Origin of the sequence: Streptococcus infantis, assembly GCF_047460875.1 — a bacterium.
In the GTDB taxonomy this organism is placed as follows: Bacteria; Bacillota; Bacilli; order Lactobacillales; family Streptococcaceae; genus Streptococcus; species Streptococcus infantis_AA.
In genome coordinates, this window is sequence record NZ_JASHFI010000007.1 from 1 (window position 1) to 15,183 (window position 15,183).

Genomic DNA, 15,183 nt, shown 5'->3' on the forward strand with positions numbered 1-15,183 from the left:
GTCAGGTCGTGATGGTAAAGAAGTTCTCAATGGTAAGGTAAATCCAGAAGCAAGCCAAGGTAAGGATGGAGACAGCTTCGTTAATACTGAAACAGGCGATGTCTTCGTTAAGAAGGACAATGCATGGGAACCAGCAGGTAACATCAAAGGTCCTAAAGGCGATAAAGGTGAGAAGGGTGAGAACGGCCAAGACGGCTTCACTCCAACAGTAACTGTGACAGACAACCAAGATGGCAGTCATACAATTACTATTACTCAGCCAGAAGGCAAACCAGCTCTTATAACAGTTGTTAAAAACGGAGTAGATGGCCAAACACCAAAAGTTAAAGCTGTCCGTGATGAAGATAAGAAACAAACCACTCTAACCTTCTACATTGACAAAGATAACGATGGTAATTATACAGAAGGAACTGATACCCTTATTCAAACATCCATTGTGAAAGATGGACAAGATGGGAAAACTCCTGAAGTGTCTGTAAAACCTGGTAAAGACGGGAATAGTTCTGATATTACATTCAAAGTACCAGGGAAAGATCCAGTAACAGTAAATGTAAAAAATGGAGAAAATGGGCTAAACGGAAAAACTCCAAAAGTTGACTTGTTACGAGTTGAAGGACAAAATGGGAAACCATCTCATACAGTGGTTACATTCTATACTGATGAAAATGGCGATGGTAAATATACTCCAGGAACTGATGAACTTTTGGGATCAGAACTGATTAAAGATGGAGCGACAGGCCAGTCAGGTCGTGATGGTAAAGAAGTTCTCAATGGTAAGGAAAATCCAAAACCAAGTCAAGGTAAGGATGGAGACAGCTTCGTTAATACTGAAACAGGCGATGTCTTCGTTAAGAAGGACAATGCATGGGAACCAGCAGGTAACATCAAAGGTCCTAAAGGTGATAAAGGTGACACACCTGAAATTACTACAAAACCAGGAGCTGACGGAAAGAGTACAGATGTAACCATAACTACACCTGGTAAAGCTCCAATTACTGTGAATGTTAAAGATGGTAAAGATGGTAAAGATGGTAAAGATGGTAAATCTTTAGTTGCTAGAAAAGAAGGCAATGAGACTAAGATTTACGTAGAAGATCCAGCAAAACCAGGACAACCATTAGATCCTGCAAAACCTCTTGCAACAGTTCTTGATGGGCTTAAAGGTGAAAAAGGGGATAAAGGTGATAACGGGGTAGATGGAAAATCTCCGTTTGTTACGGTAACAGATAATGGAGATGGAACACACTCTATTACAGTTAGAAATCCAGATGGTTCTGAATCAAAAACTAAAGTCAAAGATGGTAAAGACGGTAAGACTGCAACTATCACGACTACTGATAATCAAGATGGAAGTTACACAATTACTGTAACCAATCCAGATGGATCAACTAAAGAAACTGTTGTTAAGAATGGTAAAGACGGTAAGACTCCAAAAGTTGAAGTAACTGATAACAACGATGGAACTCACACTGTTAAAGTTACGGATGGAGACGGTAACGTTACTAATGCTATCATCAAAGATGGTAAAGATGGTAAAGCTGCAACAGCAACTACAACAGAAAACCCAGATGGAAGCCACACTGTAACAATTACAAACCCAGACGGAACTAAGAATGAGTTTGTTGTTAAGAATGGTCGTGACGGTGTTGACGGACGTACTCCAACCGCATCTGTTCGTGATAATGGAGACGGAAGTCATACAATCGTTATTACAAATCCAGAAGGTGTGACAACTGAAACCACAGTTCGTGATGGTAAATCACCAAAAGTTACTATTACTGACGAACAAAATGGAACTCATAAGATTTCAGTTCTAAATGGTGATGGAACAACTACTGAAACAATCATTAAAGATGGTAAATCACCAGTAGCAACTGTTAAAGACAACCATGATGGTACTTACACTATTCGTGTAGAAAACGGTAATGGTACTGTTTCTGAAACCACAATTCGTGACGGTAAATCACCAACTGCTAAGGTTGTGGATAACGGTGATGGAACTCACACTATCACAGTTGTGAACTCAGACGGTACAACTACAACAACTACAGTTCGTGATGGTAAAGAACCAAAACTTGAAGTGATTGATAACAATAATGGTTCACATACTATTAAAGTTACAGGTGCTGATGGTAAAGAAACTACAACTACAATCTTTGATGGTAAATCACCAAAAGCGAACATCGTTGATAACGGAGATGGAACTCACACATTGACAATCGTTGATTCTGATGGCCGTGAATACAAATCTATTATCAAAGATGGTAAAGATGGCAAAGATGGAGTTTCACCAACTGTAACAGTTAAAAATAATAACGATGGAACTCACGTTGTTACAATTACTAATCCGGATGGAAGTAAGACAGAAATGGTGATTAAAGACGGTAAAGATGGTAAATCACCAAAAGTTTCTGTTGAAGATAATGGAGATGGAAGTCACACAATCACAATCATCAATTCTGACGGCACTGTGACGAAAACAGTTGTTAAAGATGGCAAAGATGGTAGAGACGGACGCGATGGACGCGATGGACGCGATGGCAAAGATGGTAAATGTGGATGCCAAAACAAACCAGTACCACCTTTAAACGACAAACCAACATCTGAAATTCCAGTGCCACCAGCAGTACACGAAGTACCAGAATTTAACGGTGGAGTGCCAGGAATTCCAGAAGTACACGAAGTGCCAGAATTTAGTGGTGGAGTGCCAGGAATTCCAGAAGTACACGAAGTGCCAGAATTTAGTGGTGGAGTACCAGGAATTCCAGAAGTACATGATGTACCAGAATTTAATGGTGAAGTACCAGTGCCACCAGCAGTACACGAAGTACCAGAATTTAGTGGTGGAGTACCAGGAATTCCAGAAGTACACGAAATGCCAGAATTTAACGGTGGAGTACCAGGGATTCCAGAAGTACACGAAGTACCAGGATTTAACGGTGGAGTACCAGGAATTCCAGAAGTACACGAAATGCCAGAATTTAACGGTGGAGTACCAGGGATTCCAGAAGTACACGAAGTACCAGGATTTAACGGTGGAGTACCAGGGATTCCAGAAGTACACGAAGTGCCAGAATTTAACGGTGGAGTACCAGGGATTCCAGAAGTACACGAAGTACCAGGATTAGATGTTCCAACAGTACCAGCGCAGCCAACTCCAGTTGTTCCAACACCTGTTCAACCAACAACAGTAAAAGAAAAACATGGGGATAAATTGCCTGAGACTGGAAGCCAAACAGATTATATCTCTATTCTTCTAGGTAGTGGAATACTATTGAGCCTATATGTAGGTCGAAGAAAACTAGATTAATCAGCTAAAAGCAGTCACTAATTTCTCGAAAGAAGATGATGAGTGATAGATATTGGATGAAAGAATATACTTAGAACGATTTTCCTAAAATAGAAATGACTGCTATGAGTCTGGGACAAACTAGTTCCAGTCACAAAAAAGCTAGAGATTCCCAACAGCGGAACTCTAGCTTTTTAATTTTGAGTCGTTCTCTTATTGTATTTTAGGAGGTTATTAGCCATAAGCAACAATCCCATGTCAATTTTCACCTGACGCTTGCCTCTTAGGTTACATCTCTTGTAACCCAAACAAGCCTTTATCTGCCCAAAAACAGGTTCCACATCAATCTTGTGTTGAGCGAAAATCTGTCTACCTTCAGGAGATAAAAGCGCCTGACATTCTTTAGTTTTTAAGTGCTGATAGCGTTCGTTAATATGAAGTCCCTTTTGAGGGGCTGATTCAGGTTCATCAGCGTAGTAAACCTTGATTTCCTGTTGAAAGTCTGTCTGTGTTTTCTGATGTTTGATATGGTAAAAACGATAGCACCAACCGTCAGGATGTGTGTAGCTATCCTCCTTGTCATTATAGTGCCAATTCGCTAAGTTTCTAGCTGACTGTTTATACCCTCTCTTCTGTTCCTTGTTAAACATGGCATATTTAATCAGATGGTTTACCCTCTTTTCATCTAAACGAAGGAGGTTCTCTTCACTTCCATATCCAGCATCTGCGACAACTGTATTTACGTCATACGGATAGGCTTCAAGGAATGGCAGAAGAGTCTAGGTGTCTGTCGGATTTGAGAAGACATTATAGTGAAGTACAAATTGGTTTTCAGTAGCGATTTGAAGATTATAAGCAGCCTTGAGTTGACCATTCTTCATATGATCTTCTTTCATCTGCATAAAAGTGGCATCTGGATCGGTTTTAGAAAAGCTATTGCGCCCCTCAAATGTCTCTTGATACTTCTCATATTTTTCAGCACGTACTGAAAAATCATCCTTGACTTTACGCAAGACTTTCTTGAGTTTACGACGCTGGGTTTTACGTCCATCCTTTCCTTTAACAGGGGTCTCCTCAATGTCTTGGCTCAGTAGATAGCTAGTTTAAAAGTATGTGAAAAAACATCTAGATAGAAAATTCAGAAAATTTGCTCTTTTGTATTGAAAATTTTTGAAAAAATGGTATCATAGTAACAAGCTATTTTTAAGAGAAGAGAAAGGGGTAGAATGGAGAAAATCATTTTAGACTCACCAAAGTCAGGTTCAGAACTCGTTTTGGAAACACTTCGTGACTTAGGAATCGATACGATTTTTGGTTATCCAGGCGGAGCTGTATTGCCTTTGTATGATGCTATTTATAATTTTAAAGGTATTCGCCATATTCTAGGTCGCCATGAACAAGGTTGTCTTCATGAAGCTGAAGGTTATGCCAAGTCAACAGGAAAACTTGGTGTCGCAGTCGTCACAAGTGGACCGGGGGCAACGAATGCCATTACAGGTATTGCAGATGCCATGAGCGATAGTGTTCCCCTTTTGGTCTTCACAGGGCAAGTCGCAAGAGCGGGAATCGGTAAGGATGCTTTCCAAGAAGCGGATATCGTTGGTATAACCATGCCAATCACTAAGTATAACTATCAGGTGCGCGAAACAGCGGATATTCCACGGATTATTACGGAAGCTGTCCATATTGCAACTACAGGTCGTCCTGGGCCGGTCGTCATTGACTTACCAAAAGATGTTTCTGCCCTTGAGACGGATTTCGTCTATTCATCGGAGATAGATTTACCAAGTTATCAACCAACTCTAGAGCCTAATGAGATGCAAATCAAGAAAATCTTGAAACAGTTGTCTAAGGCTAAGAAGCCAGTTTTGTTAGCTGGTGGTGGAATTAGCTATGCAGAGGCTGCGGCAGAGTTAAATGAATTTGCAGAACGTTATCAAATTCCTGTTGTTACCAGTCTTTTGGGACAGGGAACGATAGCAACTAGCCATCCCCTATTTTTGGGAATGGGCGGAATGCATGGTTCCTTTGCAGCAAATATTGCTATGACTGAAGCTGACTTTATGATTTCTATTGGTTGTCGCTTTGATGATCGCTTGACTGGAAATCCTAAGACCTTTGCTAAGAATGCTAAAGTTGCTCACATTGACATCGACCCAGCTGAGATTGGAAAGATAATCTCTGTTGATATCCCTGTTGTTGGAGATGCTAAGAAGGCCTTAGAGCTCTTGCTCTCTGAACCAACTGTTCATAATAACACAGAGAAATGGATTGAGAAAGTCACTCAAGATAAGAACCGTGTTCGTTCTTACGATAAGAAGGAACGTGTCGTGCAACCACAAGCAGTTATAGAACGTGTGGGTGAATTGACCAAAGGCGATGCCATTGTCGTAACAGACGTTGGGCAACATCAAATGTGGACAGCTCAATACTATCCTTACCAAAATGAGCGTCAACTGGTAACGTCAGGTGGTCTAGGAACCATGGGATTCGGTGTTCCTGCAGCTATCGGAGCCAAGATTGCAAATCCTGATAAGGAAGTTGTTCTCTTTGTTGGAGATGGTGGTTTCCAGATGACCAATCAGGAACTGGCAATCTTGAATGTTTACAAGATTCCAATCAAGGTCATTATGCTCAATAACCATTCGCTTGGGATGGTTCGCCAGTGGCAGGAGTCTTTCTATGAAGGAAGAACTTCGGAGTCTGTATTTGAAACACTACCTGATTTTCAGCTTATGGCCCAGGCTTATGGTATTCAAAATTATAAGTTTGACAATCCTGAGACCTTGGCAAAGGACTTAGAAGTTATTTTGGAAGATGTTCCTATGTTCATCGAGGTTGATATTTCCCGTAAAGAGCATGTTCTTCCAATGGTTCCAGCTGGTAAGAGCAATCATGAGATGTTGGGGGTGAAGTTCAATGCGTAGAATGTTAACAGCAAAACTTCAAAATCGCTCAGGAGTTCTAAACCGTTTTACAGGTGTTCTTTCTCGCCGTCAGGTCAATATTGAAAGTATCTCTGTTGGTGCAACGGAAGATCCGAATGTATCACGTATTACCCTGATCATTGATGTTGCTTCACATGACGAAGTCGAACAAATCATCAAACAGCTCAATCGTCAGATTGATGTGATTCGCATTCGTGATATCACAGATAAACCCCACTTGGAACGTGAAGTTATACTCGTAAAGGTATCAGCACCTGCTGAAAAACGTGCAGAGATTCTGGCTATTATACAGCCTTTCCGTGCAACAGTAGTGGATGTGGCTCCAAGTTCCATTACCATTCAAATGACTGGAAATGCAGAAAAGAGCGAAGCTTTATTACGAGTGATTCGACCGTATGGTATTCGCAATATCGCTCGTACGGGTGCAACTGGATTTACCCGCGACTAAAAATCCAACCTAAATTAGTTACACTAGCCTAAAAGGCAATAAATAGATAGAAAAGAGAGAAAAACTATGGCAGTTCAAATGGAATATGAAAAAGATGTAAAAGTAGCAGCACTTGACGGTAAAAAAATCGCCGTTATCGGATATGGCTCACAAGGTCATGCCCACGCTCAAAACTTGCGTGATACAGGTCATGATGTTATCATCGGTGTGCGCCCAGGTAAGTCTTTTGACAAAGCAAAAGAAGATGGATTTGACACTTACACAGTAGCTGAGGCAACTAAATTGGCTGATGTCATCATGATCTTGGCACCAGATGAAATCCAAGCGGACCTTTATGCGGAAGAAGTAGCTCCAAACTTGGAAGCTGGTAATGCACTTGGTTTTGCACATGGATTTAACATCCACTTTGAATTCATCAAAGCTCCAGAAAGTGTTGACGTATTCATGTGTGCTCCTAAAGGGCCAGGTCACTTGGTACGTCGTACTTTCGAAGAAGGATTTGGTGTTCCAGCGCTTTATGCAGTTTACCAAGACGCAACAGGAAATGCTAAAGATATTGCTATGGACTGGGCTAAAGGTGTTGGTTCAGCACGCGTTGGTCTTCTTGAAACAAGCTTTAAAGAAGAAACAGAAGAAGATTTGTTCGGTGAACAAGCAGTTCTTTGTGGTGGTTTGACTGCCTTGATGGAAGCAGGATTTGAAGTCTTGACTGAAGCTGGTTATGCTCCAGAATTGGCTTACTTTGAAGTCCTTCACGAAATGAAACTCATCGTTGACTTGATCTATGAAGGTGGATTCAAGAAAATGCGTCAATCAATTTCTAACACTGCCGAGTATGGTGACTACGTTTCAGGTCCACGTGTGATCACTGACCAAGTGAAAGAAAATATGAAGGCTGTTCTTGCTGATATCCAAAATGGTAAATTTGCAAATGACTTTGTGAACGACTATAAAGCTGGTCGTCCAAAATTGACTGCCTACCGTGAACAAGCAGCTGACCTTGAGATTGAAAAAGTTGGTGTTGAATTGCGTAAAGCAATGCCATTCGTTGGAAAAAATGACGACGATGCTTTCAAAATCTATAACTAATATGTAAACATGAAGGCGAGTTGGGGGGACCGAGCTCGCTTTCACATTTTAGATCCTTTCAAGAAAGAGAAAATATGATAAGTGCAAAAGATGTGGTGAAAGCCCATAAAGTTTTGAATGGAGTGGTAGTTGAAACTCCACTAGAATATGATCATTATCTGTCGGAAAAATATGGTGCCAAGATTTATCTCAAAAAAGAAAATGCCCAACGAGTGCGTTCCTTCAAGATTCGAGGTGCCTATTACGCTATTTCTCAGCTTAGCAAAGAAGAACGTGAACGAGGTGTAGTCTGTGCATCAGCGGGCAATCATGCTCAAGGAGTAGCCTACACTTGTAATGAAATGAAGATTCCTGCAACAATTTTCATGCCCATTACAACACCCCAACAAAAAATTGGTCAGGTCCGTTTCTTTGGAGGAGATTTTGTAACTATTAAATTGGTTGGAGATACCTTTGATGCTTCCGCTAAAGCAGCACAAGAGTTTACTCTAGCTGAAAATCGTACTTTTATTGATCCATTTGATGATGCCAATGTTCAAGCAGGACAGGGAACCGTTGCTTATGAAATTTTGGAAGTAGCACGCAAAGAATCTATAGCCTTTGACACTGTTCTAGTACCTGTTGGTGGAGGTGGTTTGATCGCTGGAGTTTCTACTTATATAAAGGAAACAAATCCAGAGATTGATGTCATTGGTGTAGAAGCCAATGGAGCCCGATCAATGAAGGCGGCCTTTGAAGCGGGTGGGCCTGTCAAACTAAAGGAAATTGACAAATTTGCTGACGGCATTGCAGTTCAGAAGGTTGGAGAATTGACCTATGAAGCGACACGTAAACATGTTGAAACGCTTATTGGTGTAGATGAAGGATTGATTTCTGAAACCTTAATCGATCTCTACTCTAAACAAGGAATTGTAGCAGAGCCTGCAGGAGCTGCCAGCATTGCGGCCTTGGAAGTTTTGTCCGACTACATCAAGGATAAAACCATTTGTTGTATCATTTCTGGAGGGAATAATGACATCAACCGTATGCCAGAGATGGAAGAGCGTGCCTTGATTTATGATGGTATCAAGCATTACTTTGTTGTGAATTTTCCACAACGTCCGGGAGCACTTCGAGAGTTTGTAAATGATATCTTAGGACCAAATGATGATATTACTCGTTTTGAGTATATCAAACGAGCTAGTAAGGGAACAGGACCAGTTTTAATTGGAATTGCTTTATCTGATAAGCACGATTATGCTAGCCTTATTCGTAGAATGGAAAGTTTTGACCCAGCCTATATTAATTTGAATGGCAATGAAACCCTTTATAATATGCTTGTTTAATTTCCTATGAAATTTTTATCATATTATTTGCCTAACCTATTTACGAGTGCTATAATGTAAGTGAAGAAAGGGGGAGATTCCCATGGTTTTACAAGTTATACTTGTTCTATTTATTCTAATGCTTATTGTTGGAGCTATTTTAGTGAGCTCTATCTATGTCGTTCGACAACAGTCGGTGGCTATTATTGAACGGTTCGGTAAGTATCAAAAGTTAAGCAACAGTGGTATTCATCTACGTGCACCTTTTGGCATTGATAAGATTGCCGCTCGAGTACAATTACGACTCTTGCAAAGTGAAATCGTAGTAGAAACCAAGACCCAAGATAACGTATTCGTTACTATGAATGTTGCGACACAATATCGTGTAAATGAGCAAAACGTTACTGATGCTTACTATAAACTAATGAGACCTGAAGCTCAAATCAAATCTTATATTGAAGATGCATTGCGTTCATCTGTTCCTAAGTTAACTTTGGATGAATTGTTTGAGAAAAAGGATGAAATTGCATTAGAAGTTCAAAAACAAGTAGCAGAAGAAATGTCAACGTATGGGTACATTATCGTTAAGACGCTCATTACCAAAGTAGAGCCGGATGCTGAAGTCAAACAATCTATGAACGAGATCAATGCTGCTCAACGTAAAAGAGTGGCAGCACAAGAATTGGCTGAAGCAGATAAAATTAAGATTGTAACAGCGGCTGAAGCAGAGGCAGAAAAAGATCGCCTACATGGTGTGGGGATCGCAGAGCAACGTAAAGCAATTGTTGATGGACTTGCTGATTCTATTATCGAATTAAAAGGAGCCAATGTTGAATTAACTGAAGAGCAAATTATGTCAATCCTATTAACCAACCAGTATTTAGATACATTGAATAATTTTGCAGAAAAAGAAGGTAATAATACAATTTTCTTACCAGCAAATCCTAATGGAGTTGAAGATATACGAACCCATATATTATCAGCTTTGAAAGCTAAGTAAATATAATCTTAACGTTTTATTTGATTGACTATATGTTTTTTTATTGACAAATCCCTTAAAAACATATACAATTAAATATCGTAAAGAATAAAATAGGAGAAAAACATGGCTAAGTCTAACTTTGAAAAAGTAGAATCAGTTGTTAGCTGGGTTCGTGATAAGAAGATCACTGGTTATCGTATTTCTAAAGAAACGAATGCACGTGAAATGTCTATCATTGCTCTGGCTCAAGGACGTGCAAAAGTTAAAAATATTTCCTTTGAAACAGCCCTTGGATTAATTGATTTCTATGAAAAAAATCATGAAAAATTTGAAGATTAATCTTTGGATACCAGCAGACTCTACTTTAGGGTCTGCTTTTTATTTACGAGACTATAAAATAGCCTTACTATGATCTGCTCAACAAGTCTATTTGTTAGAATGAATTAGCTTGATAGGGAGCAGAGTGATTTTAGCCATAAAAATCTAAGAAAAGACCAGGAATATAACTAGAGACATTTCGTGATTAGGAAGCAGGAGACAGAGGCTAGCGAGCACAGGAATGAGTTTTCAAATACATAAAAGAGGCTGGGAAAAAAGTCCTAGCCTCTCAATTTTTGTGAGTAATAAGTTTTTGATTTTTTTGTCAATGAGACTTTCAAGATTCTTTTTACAAATCTTCATTCACAACTTTCAAGAATCCAGTGGATAGTTATAGCCTAGAGGGCTGGGACTAGGAAATCGAGACCTTGTCTACGGATTGCAATCCCATCGCCTTTTTTATCCTAAATAACGTTGTAAAAATTCTCTAGTTCGTTCTTCTTTTGGATTGGTAAAGAGGACTTCAGGTTTTCCTTCTTCTGCGATGACACCCTTGTCCATAAAGATGACGCGGTTAGAAACATCGCGAGCAAATTCCATCTCGTGAGTCACGACAATCATGGTCAAGCCTTCTTGAGCCAAATCTTGCATGATTTTAAGAACTTCACCAACCATCTCAGGGTCAAGAGCTGATGTAGGTTCGTCAAAGAGAATGGCATCTGGATTCATGGAAAGTGCACGAGCAATAGCGACACGTTGTTTTTGACCGCCGGAAAGCTGTTTAGGTTTAGCCTGCCAGTAGCGTTCCCCCATACCAACTTTATCTAGATTTTCTTTAGCAATTTTTTCAGCTTCTGCCCGTTCACGCTTGAGGACAGTTGTCTGGGCAACGATTGTATTTTCTAGCACATTTAGATTTTCAAAGAGATTAAAGGATTGGAAAACCATCCCTAGTTTTTCACGGTAGTGAGTGAGGTCGTAGCCTTTTTCTAGGACGTTATCACCGTGATAGAGGATTTCTCCCTCGGTTGGTGTCTCAAGAAGGTTAATGGAGCGCAGGAAGGTTGATTTTCCGCTACCTGAACTTCCGATGATAGAAATAACTTCTCCCTTGTGAACTGTGAGAGAAATATCTTTTAGAACCTCATTTTGTCCGTAGGATTTTTTGAGGTGTTTGATTTCAAGGATTGGTTGACTCATTATTTCAAATCCTCCGTTTGCATTTGGTTAGCACCTGTCGTATAGGTATCCATATCCATACGACGTTCGATAAAGCGTAGGATACGGGTTACGGTAAAGGTAAGGACAAAGTAGATAACTGCGATGATGGTAAAGGTTTGGAAGTATTGGTAGGTTTGGGTTGCTACCGTATTTCCTGAGAAGTAAAGCTCCACAACCGAGATAACGTTCAATACAGAAGTATCCTTGATGTTGATGACAAATTCATTACCAGTCGCAGGTAAAATGTTGCGAACGACCTGTGGTAGGACAACCTTACGCATGGTTTGATTGTGGGTCATACCAAGTGCAGTCGCTGCTTCAAATTGTCCCTTGTCAACAGCTAGAATACCACCACGGACGATTTCTGTCATGTAGGCACCAGTGTTGATAGAAACGATAAAGATTGCAGCAAGTGTACGGTCAAGATTGATTCCGAAAGCTTGGGCAGTTCCATAGTAGATAACCATAGATTGTACAATCATCGGTGTACCACGGAAGATTTCAATATAGACACTAAGTAACCAGCCAAGCGCTTTTTGCAAGACTGCTACAAAGTTGTTTTCAGAGAGTGGAGCAGTACGGAAGACACCGATTGCTAGACCAATAACCAAACCTGTGATAGTGCCGATGATGGAAATCAAAAGTGTGATTCCAGCTCCTCGCAAGAGTTGTTGCCAGTTTTCTGCAAGAATTTTTGTCACTTGAGCAAAGAAGTTGCTTTGTTCTTCGCTACTGGTAGCTTCAACAGGTTGTTCCTTAATCATACGATCCATTAGGGCAACTTGCTCATCTTTAGTGATGGTTTCGATGCTGGCATTGATTTGACTGATACGTTCGTCATCCTTTCGAAGACCGATAGCGATAGAAGTATCTTCTTCTCCAGTTTTAAAACCAGGTTCAGGCTGAATCATTTTGAACTTAGCGTTCGCTGACTCGGCAGTTAGGGCCTCAGGGCGTTCAGAAACATAGGCGTCAATGACACCAGCTTCAAGAGCTTGACGCATTTGGGCGAAATCTCCCATGGCTGTCTCTTTCTTAGCACCTGGGATTTGTGAAATCAAATCATAAAGGTAGACCCCTTGCTGAGAGGTGATTTTAGCACCATCAAAATCGTTTAAGGTTGTAGCGTTGGCGTAGGTAGAGTCTTTTTTAACTAAAAGAACGGGTTCACTAGTGTAGTAGCTACTTGAAAAAGCAATTTCTTGCTTACGTTCAGCAGTGGGACTCATACCAGCGATGATCATGTCGATCTTTCCAGAAGTAAGGGCTGGAACCAGACCTTCCCATTTTGTCTTAACAATGAGGGGTTCTTTTCCTAAATCCTTAGCAATTTTCTTGGCAATCTGAACGTCATAACCATTGGCGTACTGGTTGGTTCCGTCAATCTTGACAGCACCGTTGCTATCGTCGTCTTGTGTCCAGTTGAAGGGAGCGTATGCTGCTTCCATCCCGATGCGTAAATATTCATCAGCTTGGACAGGATTCATCAGACCTAGGGTTAATGCTAGGCCTGTAAATATAGATAAGAATAATTTCTTCATGTGTTCTCCTATTTCTAGTCTCAAAATGACTTCTCTCTATTGTATCGAAAATTAGCAAGTTTTTCAATCCTAGTAAACCCTTACTTGGAAAAAAATGATATAATGAGAAAAAGGTCAAAAGAGGCTATATTATGAAAAAAAGATGGTTAATAGTACTTATATTTACTTGTCTGATAATTGTTCCCAAACTGGTTTTTGCCGTGGATTATAGCATTCCATCCTATAAAGGAGAACTGCATATTCATGCAGACAATACAGCGGAATTTAGGCAGAAGATAGTTTACCAGTTTGAGGATGATTTTAATGGCCAAATCGTGGGGCTTGGTCGTGCAGGCAAGATGCCTAGCGGATTTGAAATTGATCCTCATCCAAAGGTTGAGGCCTCTAAAAATGGTCATAAAATCGAAAATCTTACTAGCGAAGTAACAGAAGAAACGAATGGTTATACTGTTAAAGTTTATAATCCAGGTCAGGAAGGGGACAGAGTTGAAGTGGAACTTACCTGGCATTTGAAAAATCTTCTTTTCTTGTATAATGATATCGCTGAATTAAATTGGCAACCCTTAACTGACAGTTCAGAATCTATTGAAAAGTTTGAGTTTCATGTAAGGGGAGATAAGGGGGCTGAAAACCTCTTTTTCCACACAGGGCAACTCTTTAGAGAGGGAAGGATTGAGCAGAGTGGTCATGACTATACTATTCGTTTAGATAATCTTCCGTCTCAGCGTGGAGTCGAGTTGCATGCTTACTGGCCGCGAACCAATTTTGCTAGCGCTATGGATCAGGGCTTAAAAGGAAATCGTTTAGAAGAGTTTAACAAGATAGAAGACTCGATTGTAAGAGAAAAAGAGCAGAGTAAATATCTAGTTACTTTGGTGGTTCCTTTGATTTCTTCACTTTCCTTGTTATTAAGTATCTGCTTCTATTTTATTTATAAAAGAAAGACAAGTCCTTCAGTCAAATATGCCAAAAATCATCGTCTCTATGAACCGCCGATGGAATTAGAGCCTATGGTTTTATCTGAAGCTGTCTACTCTACTTCCTTGGAGGAAGTGAGTCCTCTAATCAAAGGAGCAGGCAAATTCACCTTCAACCAGCTAATTCAGGCTACCTTACTGGATGTAATCGACCGTGGGAATGTCTCTATTATTTCAGAAGGAGATGTAGTTACTTTAAGGTTGGTAAAAGAAGATGGATTGGCAAGCTTTGAGAGGACCTGTCTAAATCTGGCCTTTTCAGGTAAAAAAGAAGTTGCTGTTTCTGATTTGTTTGCGGATTATAAGGTCTCTGAGAGTCTTTACCGTGGAGCAAAAGCTGCTGATGAAAGACGGATTCAAACAAAAGGTCGTAAGCTCAAATATTCTTTTGAAAGAGTATTGAAAGAGATGCAAGAAGGGGTCAAGGACCGAGTCGCTTTCTTGGGGCTACCAGATTATTATCGCCCCTTGACTAGCGGGGAAAAGGTCTTGCAAGTGAGCATGGGGGTTTCTACTATTTTCCCACTAATCATCGGATTTGGTTTGTTCTTGTACAGTTTGGACGTTCATGGCTATCTTTACCTCCCCTTGCCAATACTTGGCTTACTAGGTTTAGTTTTGGCTGCTTTCTATTATTGGAAGATTCGACTAGATAATCGTGATGGTGTTCTAAATGAAGTAGGAGCGGAGGTCTATTATCTTTGGACGAGTTTTGAAAATATGTTACGTGAGATTGCACGACTGGATCAGGCTGAATTGGAAAGTATTGTTGTTTGGAATCGTCTATTAGTGTATGCAACCTTGTTTGGATATGCTGACAAGGTTAGCCATTTGATGAAGGTTCACCAGATCCAAGTTGAAAATCCAGATATCAATCTCTATGTAGCCTATGGCTGGCATAGCATGTTTTACCATTCAACAGCGCAAATGAGCCATTATGCCAGTGTCGCAAATACGGCAAGTACTTACTCAGTATCTTCTAGTAATGGAAGTTCAGGAGGTGGCTTCTCAGGCGGTGGCGGTGGCGGTAGCATCGGTGCCTTTTAAAGAAAACTAAACACAGTTT

The 15,183-nt window shown here is 40.3% G+C and carries 12 protein-coding genes; 8 read left to right on the forward strand and 4 right to left on the reverse strand.

What is annotated here, in order from left to right; genetic code table 11:
- Positions 1–3,310 (forward strand): SIALI-17 repeat-containing surface protein (locus tag QM887_RS05665; protein WP_414270911.1); only part of this gene is annotated, 3,310 nt, incomplete at its 5' end.
- A gap of 173 nt (positions 3,311–3,483) precedes the next feature.
- Here the strand turns inward: QM887_RS05665 and QM887_RS05670 are convergent.
- Both QM887_RS05670 and QM887_RS05675 read right to left on the reverse strand, forming a co-directional pair.
- Positions 3,484–4,062 (reverse strand): transposase, encoded by a 579-nt coding sequence (locus QM887_RS05670; RefSeq protein ID WP_414270983.1) that lies wholly within the window; start codon positions 4,060–4,062, stop codon positions 3,484–3,486.
- A 6-nt stretch (positions 4,063–4,068) separates the two neighbouring features.
- On the reverse strand, positions 4,069–4,302 hold the full coding sequence (locus tag QM887_RS05675) for a hypothetical protein (protein ID WP_414270912.1): 234 nt from the start codon (positions 4,300–4,302) through the stop codon (positions 4,069–4,071).
- Positions 4,303–4,515: 213 nt separating this feature from the next.
- On the opposite strand from QM887_RS05675, the gene QM887_RS05680 reads away from it, so the two are divergent.
- The 6 genes from QM887_RS05680 (at position 4,516) to QM887_RS05705 (ending at position 10,399) form a co-directional block, all read left to right on the forward strand.
- The gene (locus tag QM887_RS05680) at positions 4,516–6,216 is read left to right on the forward strand and encodes an acetolactate synthase large subunit (protein WP_414270913.1); all 1,701 of its coding nucleotides are present in this window, start codon (positions 4,516–4,518) and stop codon (positions 6,214–6,216) included.
- Entirely contained in the window at positions 6,209–6,685 is a 477-nt protein-coding gene (gene ilvN / locus QM887_RS05685; RefSeq protein ID WP_075229973.1) for an acetolactate synthase small subunit, read from the forward strand. Before QM887_RS05680 ends, ilvN begins: the two co-directional genes overlap by 8 nt.
- A 66-nt stretch (positions 6,686–6,751) precedes the next feature.
- Positions 6,752–7,774, forward strand: coding sequence for a ketol-acid reductoisomerase (ilvC, locus tag QM887_RS05690; RefSeq protein WP_075566465.1), 1,023 nt, complete (start codon positions 6,752–6,754; stop codon positions 7,772–7,774).
- Between the two features lie 74 nt (positions 7,775–7,848).
- Positions 7,849–9,099, forward strand: coding sequence for a threonine ammonia-lyase IlvA (gene ilvA / locus QM887_RS05695; RefSeq protein ID WP_414270914.1), 1,251 nt, complete (start codon positions 7,849–7,851; stop codon positions 9,097–9,099).
- Positions 9,100–9,181: 82 nt separating this feature from the next.
- Positions 9,182–10,078: an SPFH domain-containing protein gene (locus QM887_RS05700; RefSeq protein WP_075229970.1), complete on the forward strand. Its 897-nt coding sequence runs from the start codon at positions 9,182–9,184 to the stop codon at positions 10,076–10,078.
- Positions 10,079–10,183: 105 nt separating this feature from the next.
- Complete coding sequence (locus QM887_RS05705) at positions 10,184–10,399, forward strand: hypothetical protein (RefSeq protein WP_001130043.1); 216 nt, start codon at positions 10,184–10,186, stop codon at positions 10,397–10,399.
- A 438-nt stretch (positions 10,400–10,837) separates the two neighbouring features.
- Here QM887_RS05705 and QM887_RS05710 read toward each other — a convergent pair whose 3' ends face one another.
- Together QM887_RS05710 and QM887_RS05715 are read right to left on the reverse strand one after the other, a co-directional pair.
- Complete coding sequence (locus tag QM887_RS05710; RefSeq protein WP_414270915.1) at positions 10,838–11,578, reverse strand: amino acid ABC transporter ATP-binding protein; 741 nt, start codon at positions 11,576–11,578, stop codon at positions 10,838–10,840.
- On the reverse strand, positions 11,578–13,140 hold the full coding sequence (locus QM887_RS05715; RefSeq protein ID WP_414270916.1) for an ABC transporter substrate-binding protein/permease: 1,563 nt from the start codon (positions 13,138–13,140) through the stop codon (positions 11,578–11,580). Before QM887_RS05715 ends, QM887_RS05710 begins: the two co-directional genes overlap by 1 nt.
- 131 nt (positions 13,141–13,271) lie before the next feature.
- On the opposite strand from QM887_RS05715, the gene QM887_RS05720 reads away from it, so the two are divergent.
- Entirely contained in the window at positions 13,272–15,164 is a 1,893-nt protein-coding gene (locus QM887_RS05720; RefSeq protein ID WP_414270917.1) for a DUF2207 family protein, read from the forward strand.
- The last annotated feature ends 19 nt before the right edge of the window (positions 15,165–15,183 follow it).

Coding starts and splice junctions, on each gene's coding strand:
- QM887_RS05680 (WP_414270913.1), top strand. CDS start 4,516: ATGGAGAAAATCATTTTAGACTCACCAAAGTCAGGTTCAGAACTCGTT.
- ilvN (WP_075229973.1), top strand. CDS start 6,209: ATGCGTAGAATGTTAACAGCAAAACTTCAAAATCGCTCAGGAGTTCTA.
- ilvC (WP_075566465.1), top strand. CDS start 6,752: ATGGCAGTTCAAATGGAATATGAAAAAGATGTAAAAGTAGCAGCACTT.
- ilvA (WP_414270914.1), top strand. CDS start 7,849: ATGATAAGTGCAAAAGATGTGGTGAAAGCCCATAAAGTTTTGAATGGA.
- QM887_RS05700 (WP_075229970.1), top strand. CDS start 9,182: ATGGTTTTACAAGTTATACTTGTTCTATTTATTCTAATGCTTATTGTT.
- QM887_RS05705 (WP_001130043.1), top strand. CDS start 10,184: ATGGCTAAGTCTAACTTTGAAAAAGTAGAATCAGTTGTTAGCTGGGTT.
- QM887_RS05710 (WP_414270915.1), bottom strand. CDS start 11,578: ATGAGTCAACCAATCCTTGAAATCAAACACCTCAAAAAATCCTACGGA.
- QM887_RS05715 (WP_414270916.1), bottom strand. CDS start 13,140: ATGAAGAAATTATTCTTATCTATATTTACAGGCCTAGCATTAACCCTA.
- QM887_RS05720 (WP_414270917.1), top strand. CDS start 13,272: ATGAAAAAAAGATGGTTAATAGTACTTATATTTACTTGTCTGATAATT.